General features: G+C 73.4%; 16 protein-coding genes. 8 read left to right on the top strand and 8 right to left on the bottom strand.

Annotated features, from left to right (window positions below; translation table 11 throughout):
* Positions 1-91: 91 nt before the first annotated feature.
* Positions 92-4,078, bottom strand: coding sequence for a Pls/PosA family non-ribosomal peptide synthetase (locus ACWDBE_RS38235; RefSeq protein WP_449791942.1), 3,987 nt, complete (start codon positions 4,076-4,078; stop codon positions 92-94).
* 536 nt (positions 4,079-4,614) lie between these two features.
* On the opposite strand from ACWDBE_RS38235, the gene ACWDBE_RS38230 reads away from it, so the two are divergent.
* Both ACWDBE_RS38230 and ACWDBE_RS38225 read left to right on the top strand, forming a co-directional pair.
* Positions 4,615-5,223 (top strand): histone deacetylase, encoded by a 609-nt coding sequence (locus ACWDBE_RS38230; protein WP_449791943.1) that lies wholly within the window; start codon positions 4,615-4,617, stop codon positions 5,221-5,223.
* Positions 5,224-5,547: 324 nt separating this feature from the next.
* Positions 5,548-6,351, top strand: a complete 804-nt coding sequence (locus ACWDBE_RS38225) for a hypothetical protein (RefSeq protein WP_449810280.1) — start codon at positions 5,548-5,550, stop codon at positions 6,349-6,351.
* 102 nt (positions 6,352-6,453) lie between these two features.
* On the opposite strand, the gene ACWDBE_RS38220 is transcribed toward ACWDBE_RS38225, so the two are convergent.
* A complete protein-coding gene (locus tag ACWDBE_RS38220; protein ID WP_449791952.1) occupies positions 6,454-6,930 on the bottom strand; it encodes a carboxymuconolactone decarboxylase family protein in 477 nt (158 codons plus the stop codon).
* A gap of 193 nt (positions 6,931-7,123) precedes the next feature.
* Here ACWDBE_RS38220 and sigJ point away from each other — a divergent pair, with 193 nt between their 5' ends.
* Positions 7,124-8,065, top strand: a complete 942-nt coding sequence (sigJ, locus tag ACWDBE_RS38215; protein ID WP_449810279.1) for an RNA polymerase sigma factor SigJ — start codon at positions 7,124-7,126, stop codon at positions 8,063-8,065.
* Positions 8,066-8,157: 92 nt separating this feature from the next.
* Here sigJ and ACWDBE_RS38210 read toward each other — a convergent pair whose 3' ends face one another.
* Entirely contained in the window at positions 8,158-8,547 is a 390-nt protein-coding gene (locus ACWDBE_RS38210; RefSeq protein ID WP_449791954.1) for a hypothetical protein, read from the bottom strand.
* Between the two features lie 201 nt (positions 8,548-8,748).
* Here ACWDBE_RS38210 and ACWDBE_RS38205 point away from each other — a divergent pair, with 201 nt between their 5' ends.
* Positions 8,749-9,426, top strand: coding sequence for a hypothetical protein (locus ACWDBE_RS38205; RefSeq protein WP_449810278.1), 678 nt, complete (start codon positions 8,749-8,751; stop codon positions 9,424-9,426).
* 11 nt (positions 9,427-9,437) lie between these two features.
* Here ACWDBE_RS38205 and ACWDBE_RS38200 read toward each other — a convergent pair whose 3' ends face one another.
* Complete coding sequence (locus ACWDBE_RS38200; protein WP_449810277.1) at positions 9,438-10,043, bottom strand: DUF2306 domain-containing protein; 606 nt, start codon at positions 10,041-10,043, stop codon at positions 9,438-9,440.
* 594 nt (positions 10,044-10,637) lie between these two features.
* Between ACWDBE_RS38200 and ACWDBE_RS38195 the strand changes: the two genes are divergently transcribed.
* Entirely contained in the window at positions 10,638-10,958 is a 321-nt protein-coding gene (locus ACWDBE_RS38195) for a hypothetical protein (protein WP_449791957.1), read from the top strand.
* Between the two features lie 64 nt (positions 10,959-11,022).
* Here ACWDBE_RS38195 and ACWDBE_RS38190 read toward each other — a convergent pair whose 3' ends face one another.
* From ACWDBE_RS38190 to ACWDBE_RS38180, 3 genes are read right to left on the bottom strand one after another with little or no spacing between them, the layout of a single operon-like run.
* Positions 11,023-11,490: an NUDIX domain-containing protein gene (locus ACWDBE_RS38190; RefSeq protein WP_449810276.1), complete on the bottom strand. Its 468-nt coding sequence runs from the start codon at positions 11,488-11,490 to the stop codon at positions 11,023-11,025.
* A gap of 12 nt (positions 11,491-11,502) precedes the next feature.
* Positions 11,503-11,745: a hypothetical protein gene (locus ACWDBE_RS38185; protein ID WP_449810275.1), complete on the bottom strand. Its 243-nt coding sequence runs from the start codon at positions 11,743-11,745 to the stop codon at positions 11,503-11,505.
* On the bottom strand, positions 11,745-11,945 hold the full coding sequence (locus ACWDBE_RS38180; protein ID WP_449791960.1) for a hypothetical protein: 201 nt from the start codon (positions 11,943-11,945) through the stop codon (positions 11,745-11,747). The genes ACWDBE_RS38185 and ACWDBE_RS38180 overlap by 1 nt, the downstream gene beginning before the upstream one ends.
* 119 nt (positions 11,946-12,064) lie before the next feature.
* On the opposite strand from ACWDBE_RS38180, the gene ACWDBE_RS38175 reads away from it, so the two are divergent.
* The gene (locus ACWDBE_RS38175) at positions 12,065-12,904 is read left to right on the top strand and encodes a helix-turn-helix domain-containing protein (RefSeq protein WP_449810274.1); all 840 of its coding nucleotides are present in this window, start codon (positions 12,065-12,067) and stop codon (positions 12,902-12,904) included.
* On the top strand, positions 12,889-13,098 hold the full coding sequence (locus tag ACWDBE_RS38170; protein WP_449810273.1) for a DUF397 domain-containing protein: 210 nt from the start codon (positions 12,889-12,891) through the stop codon (positions 13,096-13,098). Before ACWDBE_RS38175 ends, ACWDBE_RS38170 begins: the two co-directional genes overlap by 16 nt.
* Positions 13,099-13,190: 92 nt before the next feature.
* On the opposite strand, the gene ACWDBE_RS38165 is transcribed toward ACWDBE_RS38170, so the two are convergent.
* On the bottom strand, positions 13,191-13,544 hold the full coding sequence (locus ACWDBE_RS38165; RefSeq protein ID WP_449810272.1) for a DoxX family protein: 354 nt from the start codon (positions 13,542-13,544) through the stop codon (positions 13,191-13,193).
* Between ACWDBE_RS38165 and ACWDBE_RS38160 the strand changes: the two genes are divergently transcribed.
* The coding region (locus tag ACWDBE_RS38160; protein ID WP_449810271.1) for a DUF397 domain-containing protein at positions 13,459-13,934 on the top strand (476 nt) is incomplete at its 3' end. The genes ACWDBE_RS38165 and ACWDBE_RS38160 overlap by 86 nt on opposite strands.

Raw genomic sequence — 13,934 nt, 5'->3', positions numbered from 1 at the left:
CTGGTGGGGGCACATCCCGATCGCGGGGGGGGGCCGGGGGGGGCCCCCGCCCCCCCACCGCGAACTCATCGGCCCCGGAGGGTGATCCCGGTCACACCCCGGCGGTGGCCCGGGCGCGGCCGCGGCCGCGGCGGCGCCCGGCGGGCGGGGTGGGGTCGGCGTTCCAGGCGGCGACGGGGTTGCCGAGCCAGCGGGTGGCGCCGGGGACGTTCTCGCCGCGCATGACGAGGGAGGCGGGGCCGACGGTGGTGCCGGCGCCGAGGGTGGAGTTGAGCAGGACGATGGAGTGCGGGCCGGTGGTGGAGCCGGCGGCGAGGTGGACGGGGCCCAGGCGCATCACCCGGTCGTGGAAGAGGTGGGTCTGCAGGACGGTGCCGCGGTTGACGCTGGCGCCGGCTTCGACGGTGACGAGGTCGGTCTCGGGCAGCCAGTGGGTCTCGCACCACACGCCGCGTCCGATGCGGGCGCCGAGGCTGCGCAGCCAGGCGTTGAGGTAGGGGGTGCCGGTGATGGTGTGGCCGCCGAAGGGCATGGCGAGTTCCTCGACGAAGGTGTCGTAGAGCTCGTTGCGCCACACGAAGGAGGACCACAGGGGGTGTTCGGCGACGCGGAAGCGGCCGACGAGCAGCCATTTGGCGGCGGTGGTGACGGCGCAGGCGACGACGGCGGCGGCGGTGAGGACGAGTCCGGCGGCGGCGAGGGCGGTGCCGAGTCCGTAGTCGTCGCGCAGTTCCTGGAGGGCGGCGAGGACGAGGTCGCCGAGCAGGGCGGCGAGGACGATCGGCAGCAGTCGGCAGAGTTCGACGCCGGCGCGGGCCCACATCAGGCGCCGGGGCGGGTCGTAGGTGCGGCCTTCGGCGCCGGTGTCGGCGACGCGGGGCAGGGCGAAGGCGGGGCGGCCGAGCCAGGAGGAGCCTTCGGGGGCGTGGGCGGGGGTGTCGGACAGGACGCCGACGAGGGAGCCGGCGGGCAGGTGGCGGTCGGGGCCGACGATGCCGGAGTTGCCGACGAAGGAGCGGCGTCCGACGTGGGAGGGGCCGAGGTGGAGCCAGCCGCCGCGCAGCTCGTAGGGGGCGACGAGGGTGTCGTCGGCGAGGAAGGCGCCGTCGTCGACGCGCATCAGGCCGGGCAGGGCGAGCACGGTGGAGGCTTCGACGCGCCGTCCGACACGGGCGCCGAGCAGGCGCAGCCACACGGGGGTGAAGAGGCTGGCGTAGAAGGGGAAGAGGGTGCGCCGGGCGGTGTCGCTGAGGCGGCTGACGGCCCAGGCGCAGAAGGCGACGCGGCCGGTGGCGGGGTGGAAGCCGGGGCGCAGCGGGCGGGAGAGGAGGCGTACGAGGAGCGCTATGAGGGTGGCGTAGCAGGCGAGGGTGAGGGCGGCGAGGGGGATGGTGGCGGGCAGGAGTTGGACGAGGGCGTCGGCGAGGGTGGCGTCGGTGTCGATCATCGGGTAGACGATGAGCAGGGCGGGCAGGGCGGCGAGGATGGGGACGAGGCCGAGGACGGCGAAGCCGGCGCCGTAGGCGAGGTTCCAGCCGCGGGAGACGGGGGCCGGGGCTGACGGCCAGTCGGTGGGGGCGTCGGTGGTGGGGCGGGCCGGGGAGCCGGTCCAGTGTTCGCCCGGGGGGACGGTGGCGGTGACGCAGGAGCCGGGGGCGATCTCGGCGCGGGCGCCGATGCGGGCGCCGGGCATGAGGGTGGCGCGGTGGCCGATGCGGGCGCCTTCGCCGATGTCGAGGTGGCCGACGTGGAGGGTGTCGCCGTCGAGCCACCAGCCGGCGAGGTCGGCTTCGGGTTCGACGCAGGCGTTGGCGCCGATGCGGGCGAGGCCGGTGACGGGGGGCAGGGTGTGGAGTTGGACGCCGGGGCCGACGCGGCAGCCGAGTGCGCGGGCGTAGCGGGGGGCCCAGGGGGTGCCGGCGAGGGCGGCGGTGGCGAACATGGCGGTGTGGCGTTCGGCGGCCCACAGGCGCAGGTGGACGTGGCCGCCGCGGGGGTGGCTGCCGGGGCGGATGCCGGCGGTGAGCAGGCGGGCGCCGGCGGCGGCGAGCAGGGTGCGGCCGGGGGCGCTGTAGAGGAGGAGGAGTCCGGCGGCGACGGGCCACCAGGAGCTGTGGGGGGCCCAGGCGAGGTGGCTGCCGGTGAGGTTGTCGAGGGCGATGAGGACGAGGATCCAGCGCAGTCCGGCGAGGGAGAACATGCCGAGCAGGAGCAGGGTCTGCCACAGGCCGGCGCTGCGGGGGGTGCGGCGTACGGTGCGGGCGCGGACGGCCGCGGTGGCGGCGGTGGCGGTGGCCTCGGGTGGGGTGGTGGGGGTGAGGGTGTCGAGGTAGGCGGCGAGGTCGGTGAGGACGGGGTGGGCGTACAGGTCGGCGACGGAGACGCCGCTGTGGCGGGTGCGCAGTTCGGAGACGAGGCGGGCGGCGGTGAGGCTGGAGCCGCCGAGGGCGAAGAAGTCGTCGCCGGGGCCGGGGGGTGTGCCGAGCAGGCGTTCCCAGTGGCCGGCGAGCCAGCCGGCGGTGCCGTCGAGGCTCTCGGTGGGAGTGGCGGTTCCGGTGGTGGCGAGCGGCCAGGGCAGGGCGCCCCGGTCGACCTTGCCGGAGGTGCGGGTGGGCAGGGAGTCGACGAGGGCGAGGACGGGCACCAGCGGGGCGGGCAGGCGTTCGAGCAGGTGCCGGCGGGCGGTGGTGAGGTCGGGGGTGGTGCCGGGGTGGGCGACGAGGTAGCCGACGAGGAGGTCGGCGCCGGCGGGGGTCTTGCGGACGGCCGCGGCGGCGGCGCGGATGCCGGGCAGGGCTTGGAGGGCGGCGTCGATCTCGCCGAGTTCGATGCGGCGGCCGCCGAGTTTGACCTGGTCGTCGGCGCGGCCGAGGAAGACGAGGCCGTCGGGGTCGTTGCGGACGAGGTCGCCGCTGCGGTAGACGCGGGGTGAGGTGAGGGCGGGGTGGGCGCTGAACTTCTCGGCGTCCTTGGCGGGGTCGAGGTAGCGGGCGGTGCCGACGCCGGTGATGAGCAGTTCGCCGGTGGCGTGCCAGGGGACGGGGTTGCCGGCCTGGTCGACGACGGCGATCTCCCAGCCGTCGAGGGGGGCGCCGATGCGTACGGGCTTGCCGGGGAGCATGCGGGCGGCGGTGGCGACGACGGTGGTCTCGGTGGGGCCGTAGGTGTTCCAGAACTCTCGGCCCTCGACGGCGAGGCGTTCGACGAGTTCGGCGGGGCAGGCCTCGCCGCCGACGATGATCAGGCGGACGGCGTCCAGGCACTCCTGCGGCCACAGGGCGAGCAGGGTGGGGACGGTGGAGACGGCGGTGATGCGCCGGGTGACGAGCCAGGGGCCGAGGTCGGTGCCGGCCTTGACGAGGGCTCGGGGGGCGGGGACGAGGCAGGCGCCGTGGCGCCAGGCGAGCCACATCTCCTCGCAGGAGGCGTCGAAGGCGACGGAGAGTCCGGCGAGGACGCGGTCGCCGGGGCCGAGCGGGCGGGTCTGCAGGAACAGGCGGGCCTCGGCGTCGACGAAGGCGGCGGCGCTGCGGTGGGTGACGGCGACGCCCTTGGGGCGGCCGGTGGTGCCGGAGGTGAAGATGATCCAGGCGTCGTCGGCGGGGGCGGGCCAGGCGGGGCGGCCCGAGGGGTGGGCGGCGGGGCCGGCGTGCAGGGCGCGGCCGGGGCCGAGGACGGCGCAGACGGCGGCGTCCTGCCAGATCATCTCGGCGCGCTCGTCGGGGTCGTCGGCGTCGACGGGGACGTAGGCGGCGCCGCAGCGCAGCACGGCGAGGATGGCGGTGTAGAGGTCGGCGGTGCCGGAGGGGATGCGGATCCCGACCCGGTCGCCGCGGCCGATGCCGCGGGCGGCGAGTTGTCCGGCGAGGGTGTCGACCTCGTGGAGCAGGGCGCGGTAGTCGAGGACGGTGTCGCCGGTGTCGAGCGCGGGCGCGTGGGGGTGGGCGTCGGCGGTGGCGGCGATGACGTCGAGCAGGCTGCGGGGGTGGGCGGCCTGGGCCACCGGCCAGCCGGCCGCGGGGCCCTGGTGGGGGCGGTGCAGTGTGCCTGGGCCGGCTGTGTCGGGGCGTGCGTCCATGGATGGGTTTCCTTGGTTCCGGGGTCCTGGGGGCGCGTACGGGTGTGCGGGTGTACGGCCGGGCGGCTGTACGGGGGTGGTGCCGGGTGACGGGTGGTCACCTGCGGGAGAGCGCCCACTCACCATGACTCGGCTGGGAGTCGGCTGGATGCAGCGAGGATTGGATCAAAGGAAATTCTCATCATCGATGTCGCAAGGGAGCGACGACGGTATGAATCGAATGACATTTCGCGGGTTTTCGCTCGTTTTCGCTGGTGCAGAGTAATCGCCGAATACCGGAGCAGCGCGACGGGAGCGGGAAGGGTGATGAACGCCATGGCGACCGGAACGGTACAGGTAGTGAGGGGGACACCGCCGAATCGGGGGGTTCCGGTCGGATCATCGGGCTGTTCACGGTTTTCACATCTTCATGTGGGAGTCTTTCGCACCCCGCACTGCGGAGCCTCGCTGTGAACGGGCCAGGAAAAGGCCGCTCCGGCTGGGATTCCACTGACGGTGGCGGCCCCCGGAAGAGTGCCGGCGGCCGGAACGGGAGCGTGCTCGTCTGGTACGTGGCGTACGGCTCGAACCTGCACGCCGCCCGCCTCGCCTGCTACCTGCGCGGCGGGTGCCCGGACGGCGCCGCGCAGGCCCAGCCCGGCAGCCGCGACCCCGGCGCGCCGCGCCGGACGGTGGCCACCGCGCTGCCGGGCACGCTCTACTTCGCCGGGCGCTCGCCCACCTGGGGCGGCGGCTCGGCCTTCTACGACCCGGGTGGCAGCGGAGAAGTTCCGTGTCGCGCCTATCTGGTGACGGTCGATCAGTTCAGTGACATCGTCGCGCAGGAGATGCGCCGCTCCCCCGGCGCCGACCTCGACCTCACCACGGTGCTCGCCACCGGGCGCGCCGAACTGGGCCCGGGGCGCTACGAGACCCTGCTGCGCGTCGGCGAGTCGGACGGGCACCCGCTGCTGACCTTCACCTCCGCCCGGGGCGTGGCCGGCGCCGAGCTCAACGCCCCCACCCCGCCCTACCTGCGCACCCTGGCCGCCGGGCTGGCCGAGTCCCACGGCTGGGGCCCCTGGCGCACCGCCGGCTACCTCGCCACCCGGCCGGGCGCGGCGGGGCACTGGACGCCGTGGACGGTGGCGGCGGTGCTGGACTGAACCGGCGGCGCCTGCCCCGGACCCCTTCCCCGGGCCCCTTGCCCGGGCCCCTTGCCCGCCCCCGGCTCGGCCCTGCTCGGCGACCGGCACGGTCCGATGCGCGACGGGCACAACCGGGGCCGGAGGTAGGCGGATCCCGGGGTGTGGGCCGACGGCGGGGCCGACGGCGGGGACCGCCGCGGGGCGTGCGGTGTCCTCCGCGGCCGGTGCGGGCTTCGCGTAGCCGTAGTGGACGACGGCCACCGCCTTCCCGCCGCCGAGGGTCGACGGCGCGCTGTCCGGCCGGGGCACGGCGCTGTCGGCGGGCGCCGCTACGGTACCGCCATGACCACTGCCCCCACCGCACCCGTGAACTCCCCTGCCCCGGACGCCGACTGGGACCGCCTGCTCGCCGAGGCCTTCGCCGTCCTGCTCGGCCGGCCCCTGGAGGAGTACGACCCGAAGGCCGTCTACGCCGCCCGCGTCAGCGGCAACCTGATGGACGAGTCCGGCTTCGAACGCGACGCCGCCTGGGTGCACCCGGCGGCCCTGCGCGGCGAGCACCCGGTCGCCGCGGATCTCTACCTGTTCGACGAGGCCGAGCGGACCCCGGACTTCGACGCGAGCCGGTCGCTCTTCGAGTTCCGGCCGTCCGACGCGCCGCGGGCGGACCTGCCGGAGGGCTTCGCCGCCGCCGTCGAGGCCGCCTGCTTCACCCGCGCCCTCGTGCGCGGCGCCGACCTCGGCGCGCTGGCCGAGCGGTACGGCGTCGACCTCGCCTCCCCCGCCCTGGCCGGCGCCTGGAGCGTCCGCTTCGCCCGGCTCGTCTGCGACGGCACCCTCCTGGACGCCCTGCGCGCCGCCCTCGGCGCCGGCCGCACCCCCGAGGAGCTGACGCCCTTCTCGGCGGAGCCCGAGGAGGACTGGCAGGAGGCCCTGGCCGCGATACCCCACCCCGGGCTCCGCGCCCACCTCGGCTTCTTCTGCACCGACGGCGACGAGGGCCTGATGCCCCTGGCGGAGGACGCCACGGCGTGCGGTCTGGAGGACGAGGGCTGCGAAGCCGTCGCGGGCTGGGAGGACGGGCACGGCCAGCTCGACATCACCGTGGTCCGCCTCAGCGACCTCGTCGCCGGCCCGCGCCGCTGACCCCGCCCCACCACGGCGCGGCGGCCCGGCAGTTCGCCGGGCGGCCCCGGCCCGACCGCCCCTGCGCGGAGGGACAGTCGGGGAAGGGGCCCCGGGAACCGGTCAGTGGCCGTACATGCCCACCTCGTAGGTGCCACCGGGCTGACGGATCATCACATTGGCCCGGTTGAAGGCGTTGATGATCGCGATCACGCAGACCAGCGCCGCCAGCTGCTCCTCGTCGTAGTACTTGGCGGCGTTCGCCCACGCCTCGTCGCTCACCCCGCCGGCCGCGTCGGCGATCCGGGTGCCCTCCTCGGCGAGCTCCAGCGCGGCGCGCTCGGCGTCGGTGAACACGGTGGCCTCGCGCCAGACGGCGACCATGTTCAGGCGCGCCGGGTCCTCCCCGGCGTGCACGGCCTCCTTGAAGTGCATGTCGACGCAGGGGCCGCAGCCGTTGATCTGGCTGGCGCGCAGCCGCACCAGCTCCTGGACGGCCAGCGGCAGGCTCGACTCGGTGGTGGGCTTGCTGGCCGCGATCAGGTGCTTGACGACCTTGCCCAGGATCGGGTTGGTGAAGACGTCCAGGCGGGGTTCCATGGTGTGCTCCTCGGTCGGTGTTTCCGTTGCTGTCATGAAGACAAGACAGCCCGCCGCTTTGTGACAGCCCCCGAAGTGACCTGCGCCACACCGCCCGCCGGTGCGAGCGGACGGGCCTCGGATAACCTGCCGACCACGCTCAGGACAGGGGGATTCCATGACGAGTGGGACGGGCAGGACGGGTGCGGGTGGCATGGATGTGGCGGGTGGGACGGATGCGGCGGGCACGGCCGCCGGGTACCGGCCGCTGCTGTTCTCCATCGCCTACGGGATGACGGGCTCGGTCGGAGACGCCGAGGACCTCGTCCAGGACGCCTTCCTCGGCCTCGCCCGCGCCGAGCGGGCCGGCACCGCGATCGCCGCCCCCAGGGCGTACCTGACCACGGCCGTCACCCGCCTGGGCATCAACCACCTCACGTCCGCCCGGGTGCGCCGCGAGACCTACGTCGGCCAGTGGCTGCCCGAGCCCGTCGTCAGCACCGCCGAGCGTCCCGGCCCGGCCGAGCACGCCGAGCTGGCCGACTCGCTGTCGATGGCGTTCCTGGTGCTGCTGGAGGCCCTCTCCCCGGTCGAGCGCGCGGTGTTCACGCTGCGCGAGGCGTTCGGGTACGGCTACCCGGAGGTCGCCGGGATGGTCGGCCGCAGCGAGGCGAACTGCCGTCAGATCCTCGCCCGTGCCCGCAAGCGCCTGGCCCTCAAGGACGACGCCCCTGCTTGCCCGGCGCGCCGCGCGGAGGGCGAGGAGCTGGCCCGCCGCTTCTTCGCGGCCGCCGAGGGCGGCGACCTGGACGCCCTGCTCGGCCTGCTCGCCCCCGACGTCGCCTTCCGCGGCGACGGCGGCGGCAAGGCCCGCGCGCTCGCCCACTGCCTCACCGACCCGCGCCGCGTCGCCCAACTGCTCGTCGGCGGCCTGCGCCGCCTGCGCCGCCTGGGCGCGCACCTCGTCCCGGCGCGGGTCAACGGCCGCCCCGGGGCGGTGGTGTACGACGCCGAACGGCGCGTGGCCAGCGTCATCGGGCTGGACGTCGACGCCGACGGCGCGGTGCGGGCCGTCCACGCCGTCTCCAACCCCGACAAGCTCGCCCACCTCGGCCCGCTCTCCGGCCTCGGACTGCTGCCGGAACCGCGGGCATAGGCCCCGCCCCCGGGCCCCCGGCCCCCGGCCCCCCCCGGACACGGAACGGCCCGGGCCCGAAGACGCCGGACCCGGGCCGTTCACCCGAGAGGTCAGGGGGTGGTGCACACGGCGTTCGCCGACAGGGCCTGGGTCGTGGTGCCGGTGTTGGTGCCGCGGATGACCCAGGAGCTGCCGCTCGGGTAGGAGTCGGTGAAGAAGATGTCGAAGCCGCTGGTCTGGCCGCCACCGCCGGTGGGCACCTGACCGGACGGGCAGGTCACGGTGGCGATCCCGTGGCCGCCCGCGGGCACGTCGACGGGGTTGCCGAAGACCGGGGTGTGCGCGGCCAGCAGGGCCGGGTCGGCGGCGGCCTGGTCATGGGGGACGACGACGCCCGGCTTGACGGCGGGCCCGCCGTCGGCGAAGGCGACGGCGGCACTCGCGGACAGGACGGTGACGGCGGTCAGAGCGGTCAGGGCGAGGGACTTCGTGCGAGCCACGGCGGCCTCCTGAGGATGTGGGGGTCGGACTGGCGTCGGCGGGGGCTGCTCCCCGTGCCAACCTCCGATACGTGCCCGAACCACCCTTCCCGTGGACGGGTGGACGGCTTCGGCGACCCGGGCGGAGGAATGCCGGTGCCCGTCCGGGCTAACCCGGGCTAGACTCCCCGACTTGATCAACGAACCGCCAACGGGGGAAGCATGAACAGCCGTCACCTCGACCAGTTCCGCCGGCTCGACGCCGCCGCACGCGTCATCGGCCGGCGCAACGCCCTGCGCTACCTCGCGCTCGGGGTGGGGTCCGCGCTGGTCGCCGCCTGCTCCAGCAGCGGGGGCGGGGGCGGCACCGACACCCGGACCGACGCCGCTCCCCCGGCCGGCACTCCCACCCCCGCCGACTCCCCCACCCCCTCGGCCCCAGCGGCCTCCACCCCCGCCGCCAAGCCCACCGTCGGCGAACGCATCTTCGACGCCTTCGTGACCGGCACCTGGGCGATCGAGTCCACCAGCACCCGCGGCGACAAGGCCCACGGAAGGATCACCATCGAGTCCAGCGGCCGCAACGGCGGCTGGACGCTCGTCTGGGACGACCTCGGCGGCAAGCCCGTCACCTGGCGCGGCAGCCTGCTGCTGCGTGGCGGGCACCTGTCGCTGAGCCTCTTCGAGGGCCCCGAGAAGCTGATGGCCGGGCACCCCGAGGCCCTCCAGGTCCCGGACGCCGTGGGCGACACCGTCCAACTGACCTTCCCCTGGGCACCGCCCGGCGCCACCGCCGCGAGCAGCAAGGACAAGCTGGACGTCCGCTACGCGAACAACGTCCTGACCATCGCCCACACCTCGGGCGGCAAGCCCACCACCCACGTCTGCACCCGCACCTGAGCCCCGGTCAGTCATGCCTCGGCGGCAGTCCGGGTGCGGGTGAGCCGGCAGGCCAGCAGCAGGTTGGGCACCCAGCACAGCCAGGCGATCGCGGTGTAGGAGGTACGGAAGTCCAGGTGCAAGGCGGTGGCGGCGAGCAGCATGAGGCGCAGCGTGACGGCGGCGAAGGTCAGCGCGAAGCTGCGGACCATCCAGCGGCGGTGGTCGGCCACCCGGCCGTCCAGGACGGCCCGCAGCCCGGCGCCGCCGGTCACCAGCCAGGCCACGGCCAGGCACCCGAACCCGGCCCCGGTGACGGCGCCCCCGTACGCGACCGGTACCAGCAGCAGCGCCCCCGCCGCGCCGACCAGGCAGGCGAGCAGGTAGGTGGCGCCGGTCCGGCGGTGCAGGCTCGGTCGGCGCTCGCGCAGGCGGCGGGAGAACTGCCACGGCCCGACCGCGAGGGCGGTGACGGCGCCGAAGATGTGGATGTAGAGCGGGAGTTGGTGGATCAGATAGGTGGCGCGCTGGTGGCGGAAGAACGTGGACGGGTCGAAGCTGAGGTACTTGGCGGAGACGACGACGATCAGCGTGGAGAGCACCGTCATGACGGTCCAACCGGCCCGAGTGATGCGCATACCTCCGAGTCTCGGGCCCGGCGGCCCCCGGCGGTATCCGGGTCGACCCGATAAGCACACTCAGAGAACCCTCATTCCCTTGCGATGGCAGGGAATTGATTCATTCGACCCAGTGAGGCGCACGGCCCGGAACGGGTCCGACCCCGCGATCACAACAGTCTTGGCCGCGATCTTCCCCTCTTGGTGCGGGGCCGACCGCAGGTCCCTCCCTTCACCCCCACTCCGACCTTTCGGCCAGGCGGCGATACCACCAGAACTCCGTGCGCCACTGGCGCCGGTGCGCGAACGGATCGGGGAGGGTGCGGCGCAGGAACGCTGCGTCCCTTCGCAGCTCCACCCCACGAACCCGCGAGGGCAGTTGCGGGACAACCCTCCGGCCCGGCGCGGGGGTTCCGCGCCGGGCCCGGGGGCATGTCCGGGTGGGCAGCGCGTTGCGGCAGGTGCACGACCGCTGTTCAGGTGAACCAGCGGGCTTGTGGAGAGGGACAGTCGCGAAACGGGGCAGACCGTCGCCGGGAGCGACGAGGTGCCCACCGGTTCGGGGCCTCGAAGCACCCGGCAACACCCCCGCAGAACCCAAGTACGGGAGTCCTCATGCGCATGCGCTTCAGCGCCCGCTCCGTCCTCGCGGTCACCGCCGGCGTCCTCGCCCTGTCCCTCGTCAACGTCACGGCGGCCTCGGCGGCCCCCGGCGTCGTGATCATGGAGAGCGGCAGCAACTTCAAGCAGGTCCGGGACCCGCAGGCCGGCCGGTGCTACCCCGGCCTCGGCCCCGACACCGCGATCGCCAACCGGACCAGCGGCACCATCCTGCTGTTCCCCGACGGCAACTGCATGACGAGGATCCTCAACCCGCTCGGGCCGGGCGAGTTCCGGCCGGACGAGAACGTCGGCAGCTTCCTCGCCCTGGACTGACCCGGCGGCAACGCCTCGGCCCGGCGCGGGAGTCCGCGCCGGGCCGAGGCGTGTTCACCGGCCGTCACGCGGCCCGCTGGCCGTGGAGCAGGACGGGCAGGGAGCGGTGGGCGAGGGCCTCGGTGGCGCGGGCGGCCTGGGAGGGGGCCATGAAGTCCGGCAGGTCCGGGGCGGGGACGAAGCGGGCACCGAGCAGGCCGCTCCTGCGCTGCGACGGGACGGTGATCCGGGTGCTGTCGGGGACGGTGCCGCCGTCGAAGACCAGGTTGAGGCGCTGCAGGTAGCGGTCGGCGGGGGTGAAGTCGACGGCGAGGATGTCGGTGAGACGCACGATCAGCCCGGTGTCCGCGTGGAGGTGGCGGGCGGCGGCCAGGTGCGGGGGCTCGTTGGGGCGGGCGGAGCCGCCCGGGAGGATCATGCCGTCCATGTAGTCCGGGTCGACGAGCAGGACGTCGCCGCGCTGGTTGCGGATCAGGACGAGGCAGCCGAGCCGGCAGACGGGGGGCTTGGCGAGCAGGCGGGGGTCGTGCATCGGGGGTCGCTTTCAGACGTCGAAGGTGAGGCGCTCGTAGCGCAGGCCCTTGCGGAGCAGGTCGACCATGCGCAGGAGGTCGACGGGGCGGGCGGTGAGGTGCAGCAGGTAGCTGCACGTCAGGCGGCCGGTTTCCCAGTCGACTTCGAGGGTGGGAAGGTGGACGCCGCCGAGCGCGAGGACGGTGGTGAGGTCGTCCAGGACGTCGGCGGCGTTGCGGCGCTGCTCGGCGGTGGCGCGGGAGAGGGTGGACATCACCGCTCCCCGGGGCGCTTGTGGACCTCGAAGGCCCGCCAGGCGCTGTAGGCGTCGCCGAAGAAGACGAAGGCGGCCAGGTCACCACCGGGCCGGCGCAGCCACTCGCCGGTCATCTCGTTGCGGACCCGGTAGCGGTCGGCCTCCGGGTCCCAGCGGACGCCGTAGCCGTGGAGGCGCGGGAGTTGGTCGTGGGGCATGGGAATGGAACCCTCTGCGATCGGAGTTTCACGTTCTGTACATATGGTGGCGCAAGGTCCCCTAGGATCAGAAGTGGCTTGCTACTTGCCATGAGGCACCACGGGAGTTGAGGGCTGCCATGAACAAGAAGAAGATTGACCCGGAGTCGAGCCCCTGGGCGCCCTTCGGAATCCAGCTCAGGGCCTTCCGAGAGGCCAGGGACCTCCTCCAGGAGGAGCTGGCGCCGCTCATCGGGTGCTCCCCCTCGCACCTCTCGTACATCGAACTTGCGCACCGGCCGCCGAGCCGCAAACTTGCGGAGCTCTCCGACATCGCGCTCGACACGGGCGGCACGATGCTGCTGATGTGGTATCAGCTGAAGAACGCCGCGATCCTGGAGGGTTTTCCGGAGTTCTCGCGCTACGAGGCCCTTGCCGAAGAGATCCGCATCTTCGAGGCCACCGTCATCACCGGACTTCTGCAGACCCGCGCGTACACAACCGCGCTCCAGATGGGTAGCGTCAACCTGGGCCTCTCATCCCAGAAACTGGCCAACGAACGCATCGAATTCAGGATGGCCCGGCAGCAAATCCTACAGCGGACCCCTCCCCCAGTCCTGCACGTGGTGCTGGACGAGACCTGCCTCAGGAGGGTCGTCGGCGGACGTGACGTCATGGTTGAACAGCTGCTTCATCTTGAGCAGCTGTCTGCTCGACCCAACGTGATTATCCAGGTGGCCCCGTTCACCTTGGGCGCGAACCGGCCGTTCACCCACATGGCGACCCTCCTTACCATGCCGAACCGCAGAGTTCTCGCTTACGGCGAGGTTGAGCAGCGCGGTTACATCGACCGCGATTCCAAGTCGGTTGCCGAGCTGACCAAGAGCTACGATCGGCTGGCGGTCGAGGCCCTTGGTCAGACCGAATCGTTGGCTTTCATGCGTGCGGTGAGGAGGGACCTGGAGTGGATGTCGACCTGACGGAGGCTTCCTGGCGGAAGAGTTCGTACAGCGGTCCAAACGGCGGCCAGTGTGTGGAGGTCGCCGAAGGCTTCGCCGACGTCACCCCCGTACGCGACTCCAAGGACCCCTCCGGCCCCGCCCTCCTCTTCCCCACCGCCGCCTGGCAGGCCTTCGTCACCGCCGTCCGCACCGGCGAGTTCGACACCCACTGACCGTGACCACCGGCCCCGCCGCCCCAACCCCAAGGCGACAGGGCCGAGCTGCGCCCACCCGCGCTGCCGAAACCCCCGCCCGCAACACTTTTTCAGGCGCTCTGCAAGGCGAATACGAAGGTGGCCGTGCTGAGCACGAGCATGCCGGTGGCGTTGAGGAAGAGGTTGCGTCCCAGATCGCGGGCGCGAATGTGCATGCCCACGGCGGTGAGGAAGTAGCAGACGACGACGGCGCTGGTCAGCACCGCCAGCGGGGCGGACCAGATGCCCGCGACCAGTCCTGCGGCCGTCACGGTCTTGAGCAGCGGCAGGAGCGGCCAGAACCTGCGGGGGAATCCGACGTCCCGCAGGCAGTCGCGGATGAAGCCGACCGGCTTGAGGCACATCGCGGCGTCCGCGAGCTGGATGACGGCGAGGCCGGCCAGCGGCCACCAGAACTGGATCACAGTTGTTGCTCCTTTAAAGGTTCGGATCTGCGCGCCCCGAGCAGGGGCACGTCTGAGAGACAGGGCGGCGCGGCGATTCGTGACACCGTCACCGAAGGCCCGTGGTCAAGTCAGTTGCCTCCCTGACCAAGAGCTACGATCGGCTTACGGTCGAGGCCCATGGCCAGGCCGAATCGCTGGCTTTCATCCGTGCGGCAAGGAGGGACCTGGAGTGGATGTCGACCTGACTGACGTTTCCTGGCGCAAGAGTTCGTACAGCGGCACCGGTGGCGGTGCCTGCATCGAGGTCGCCGACGGCTTCGCCGACGTCACCCCCGTACGCGACTCCAAGGACCCCTCCGGCCCCGCCCTCCTCTTCCCCACCGCCGCCTGGCAGGCCTTCGTCACCGC

The organism is Kitasatospora sp. NPDC001132 (assembly GCF_053598415.1).
Note: the sequence above shows the minus strand (reverse complement) of the source record. Positions and strands in the feature narration are given on the sequence as shown.

What these genes read in the sequence shown, in the direction of transcription:
- ACWDBE_RS38235 (WP_449791942.1), bottom strand. Translation starts at nt 4,078, where the DNA reads ATGGACGCACGCCCCGACACAGCCGGCCCAGGCACACTGCACCGCCCC.
- ACWDBE_RS38225 (WP_449810280.1), top strand. Translation starts at nt 5,548, where the DNA reads ATGACCACTGCCCCCACCGCACCCGTGAACTCCCCTGCCCCGGACGCC.
- ACWDBE_RS38220 (WP_449791952.1), bottom strand. Translation starts at nt 6,930, where the DNA reads ATGGAACCCCGCCTGGACGTCTTCACCAACCCGATCCTGGGCAAGGTC.
- sigJ (WP_449810279.1), top strand. Translation starts at nt 7,124, where the DNA reads ATGGATGTGGCGGGTGGGACGGATGCGGCGGGCACGGCCGCCGGGTAC.
- ACWDBE_RS38205 (WP_449810278.1), top strand. Translation starts at nt 8,749, where the DNA reads ATGAACAGCCGTCACCTCGACCAGTTCCGCCGGCTCGACGCCGCCGCA.
- ACWDBE_RS38200 (WP_449810277.1), bottom strand. Translation starts at nt 10,043, where the DNA reads ATGCGCATCACTCGGGCCGGTTGGACCGTCATGACGGTGCTCTCCACG.
- ACWDBE_RS38195 (WP_449791957.1), top strand. Translation starts at nt 10,638, where the DNA reads ATGCGCATGCGCTTCAGCGCCCGCTCCGTCCTCGCGGTCACCGCCGGC.
- ACWDBE_RS38190 (WP_449810276.1), bottom strand. Translation starts at nt 11,490, where the DNA reads ATGCACGACCCCCGCCTGCTCGCCAAGCCCCCCGTCTGCCGGCTCGGC.
- ACWDBE_RS38185 (WP_449810275.1), bottom strand. Translation starts at nt 11,745, where the DNA reads ATGTCCACCCTCTCCCGCGCCACCGCCGAGCAGCGCCGCAACGCCGCC.
- ACWDBE_RS38180 (WP_449791960.1), bottom strand. Translation starts at nt 11,945, where the DNA reads ATGCCCCACGACCAACTCCCGCGCCTCCACGGCTACGGCGTCCGCTGG.
- ACWDBE_RS38175 (WP_449810274.1), top strand. Translation starts at nt 12,065, where the DNA reads ATGAACAAGAAGAAGATTGACCCGGAGTCGAGCCCCTGGGCGCCCTTC.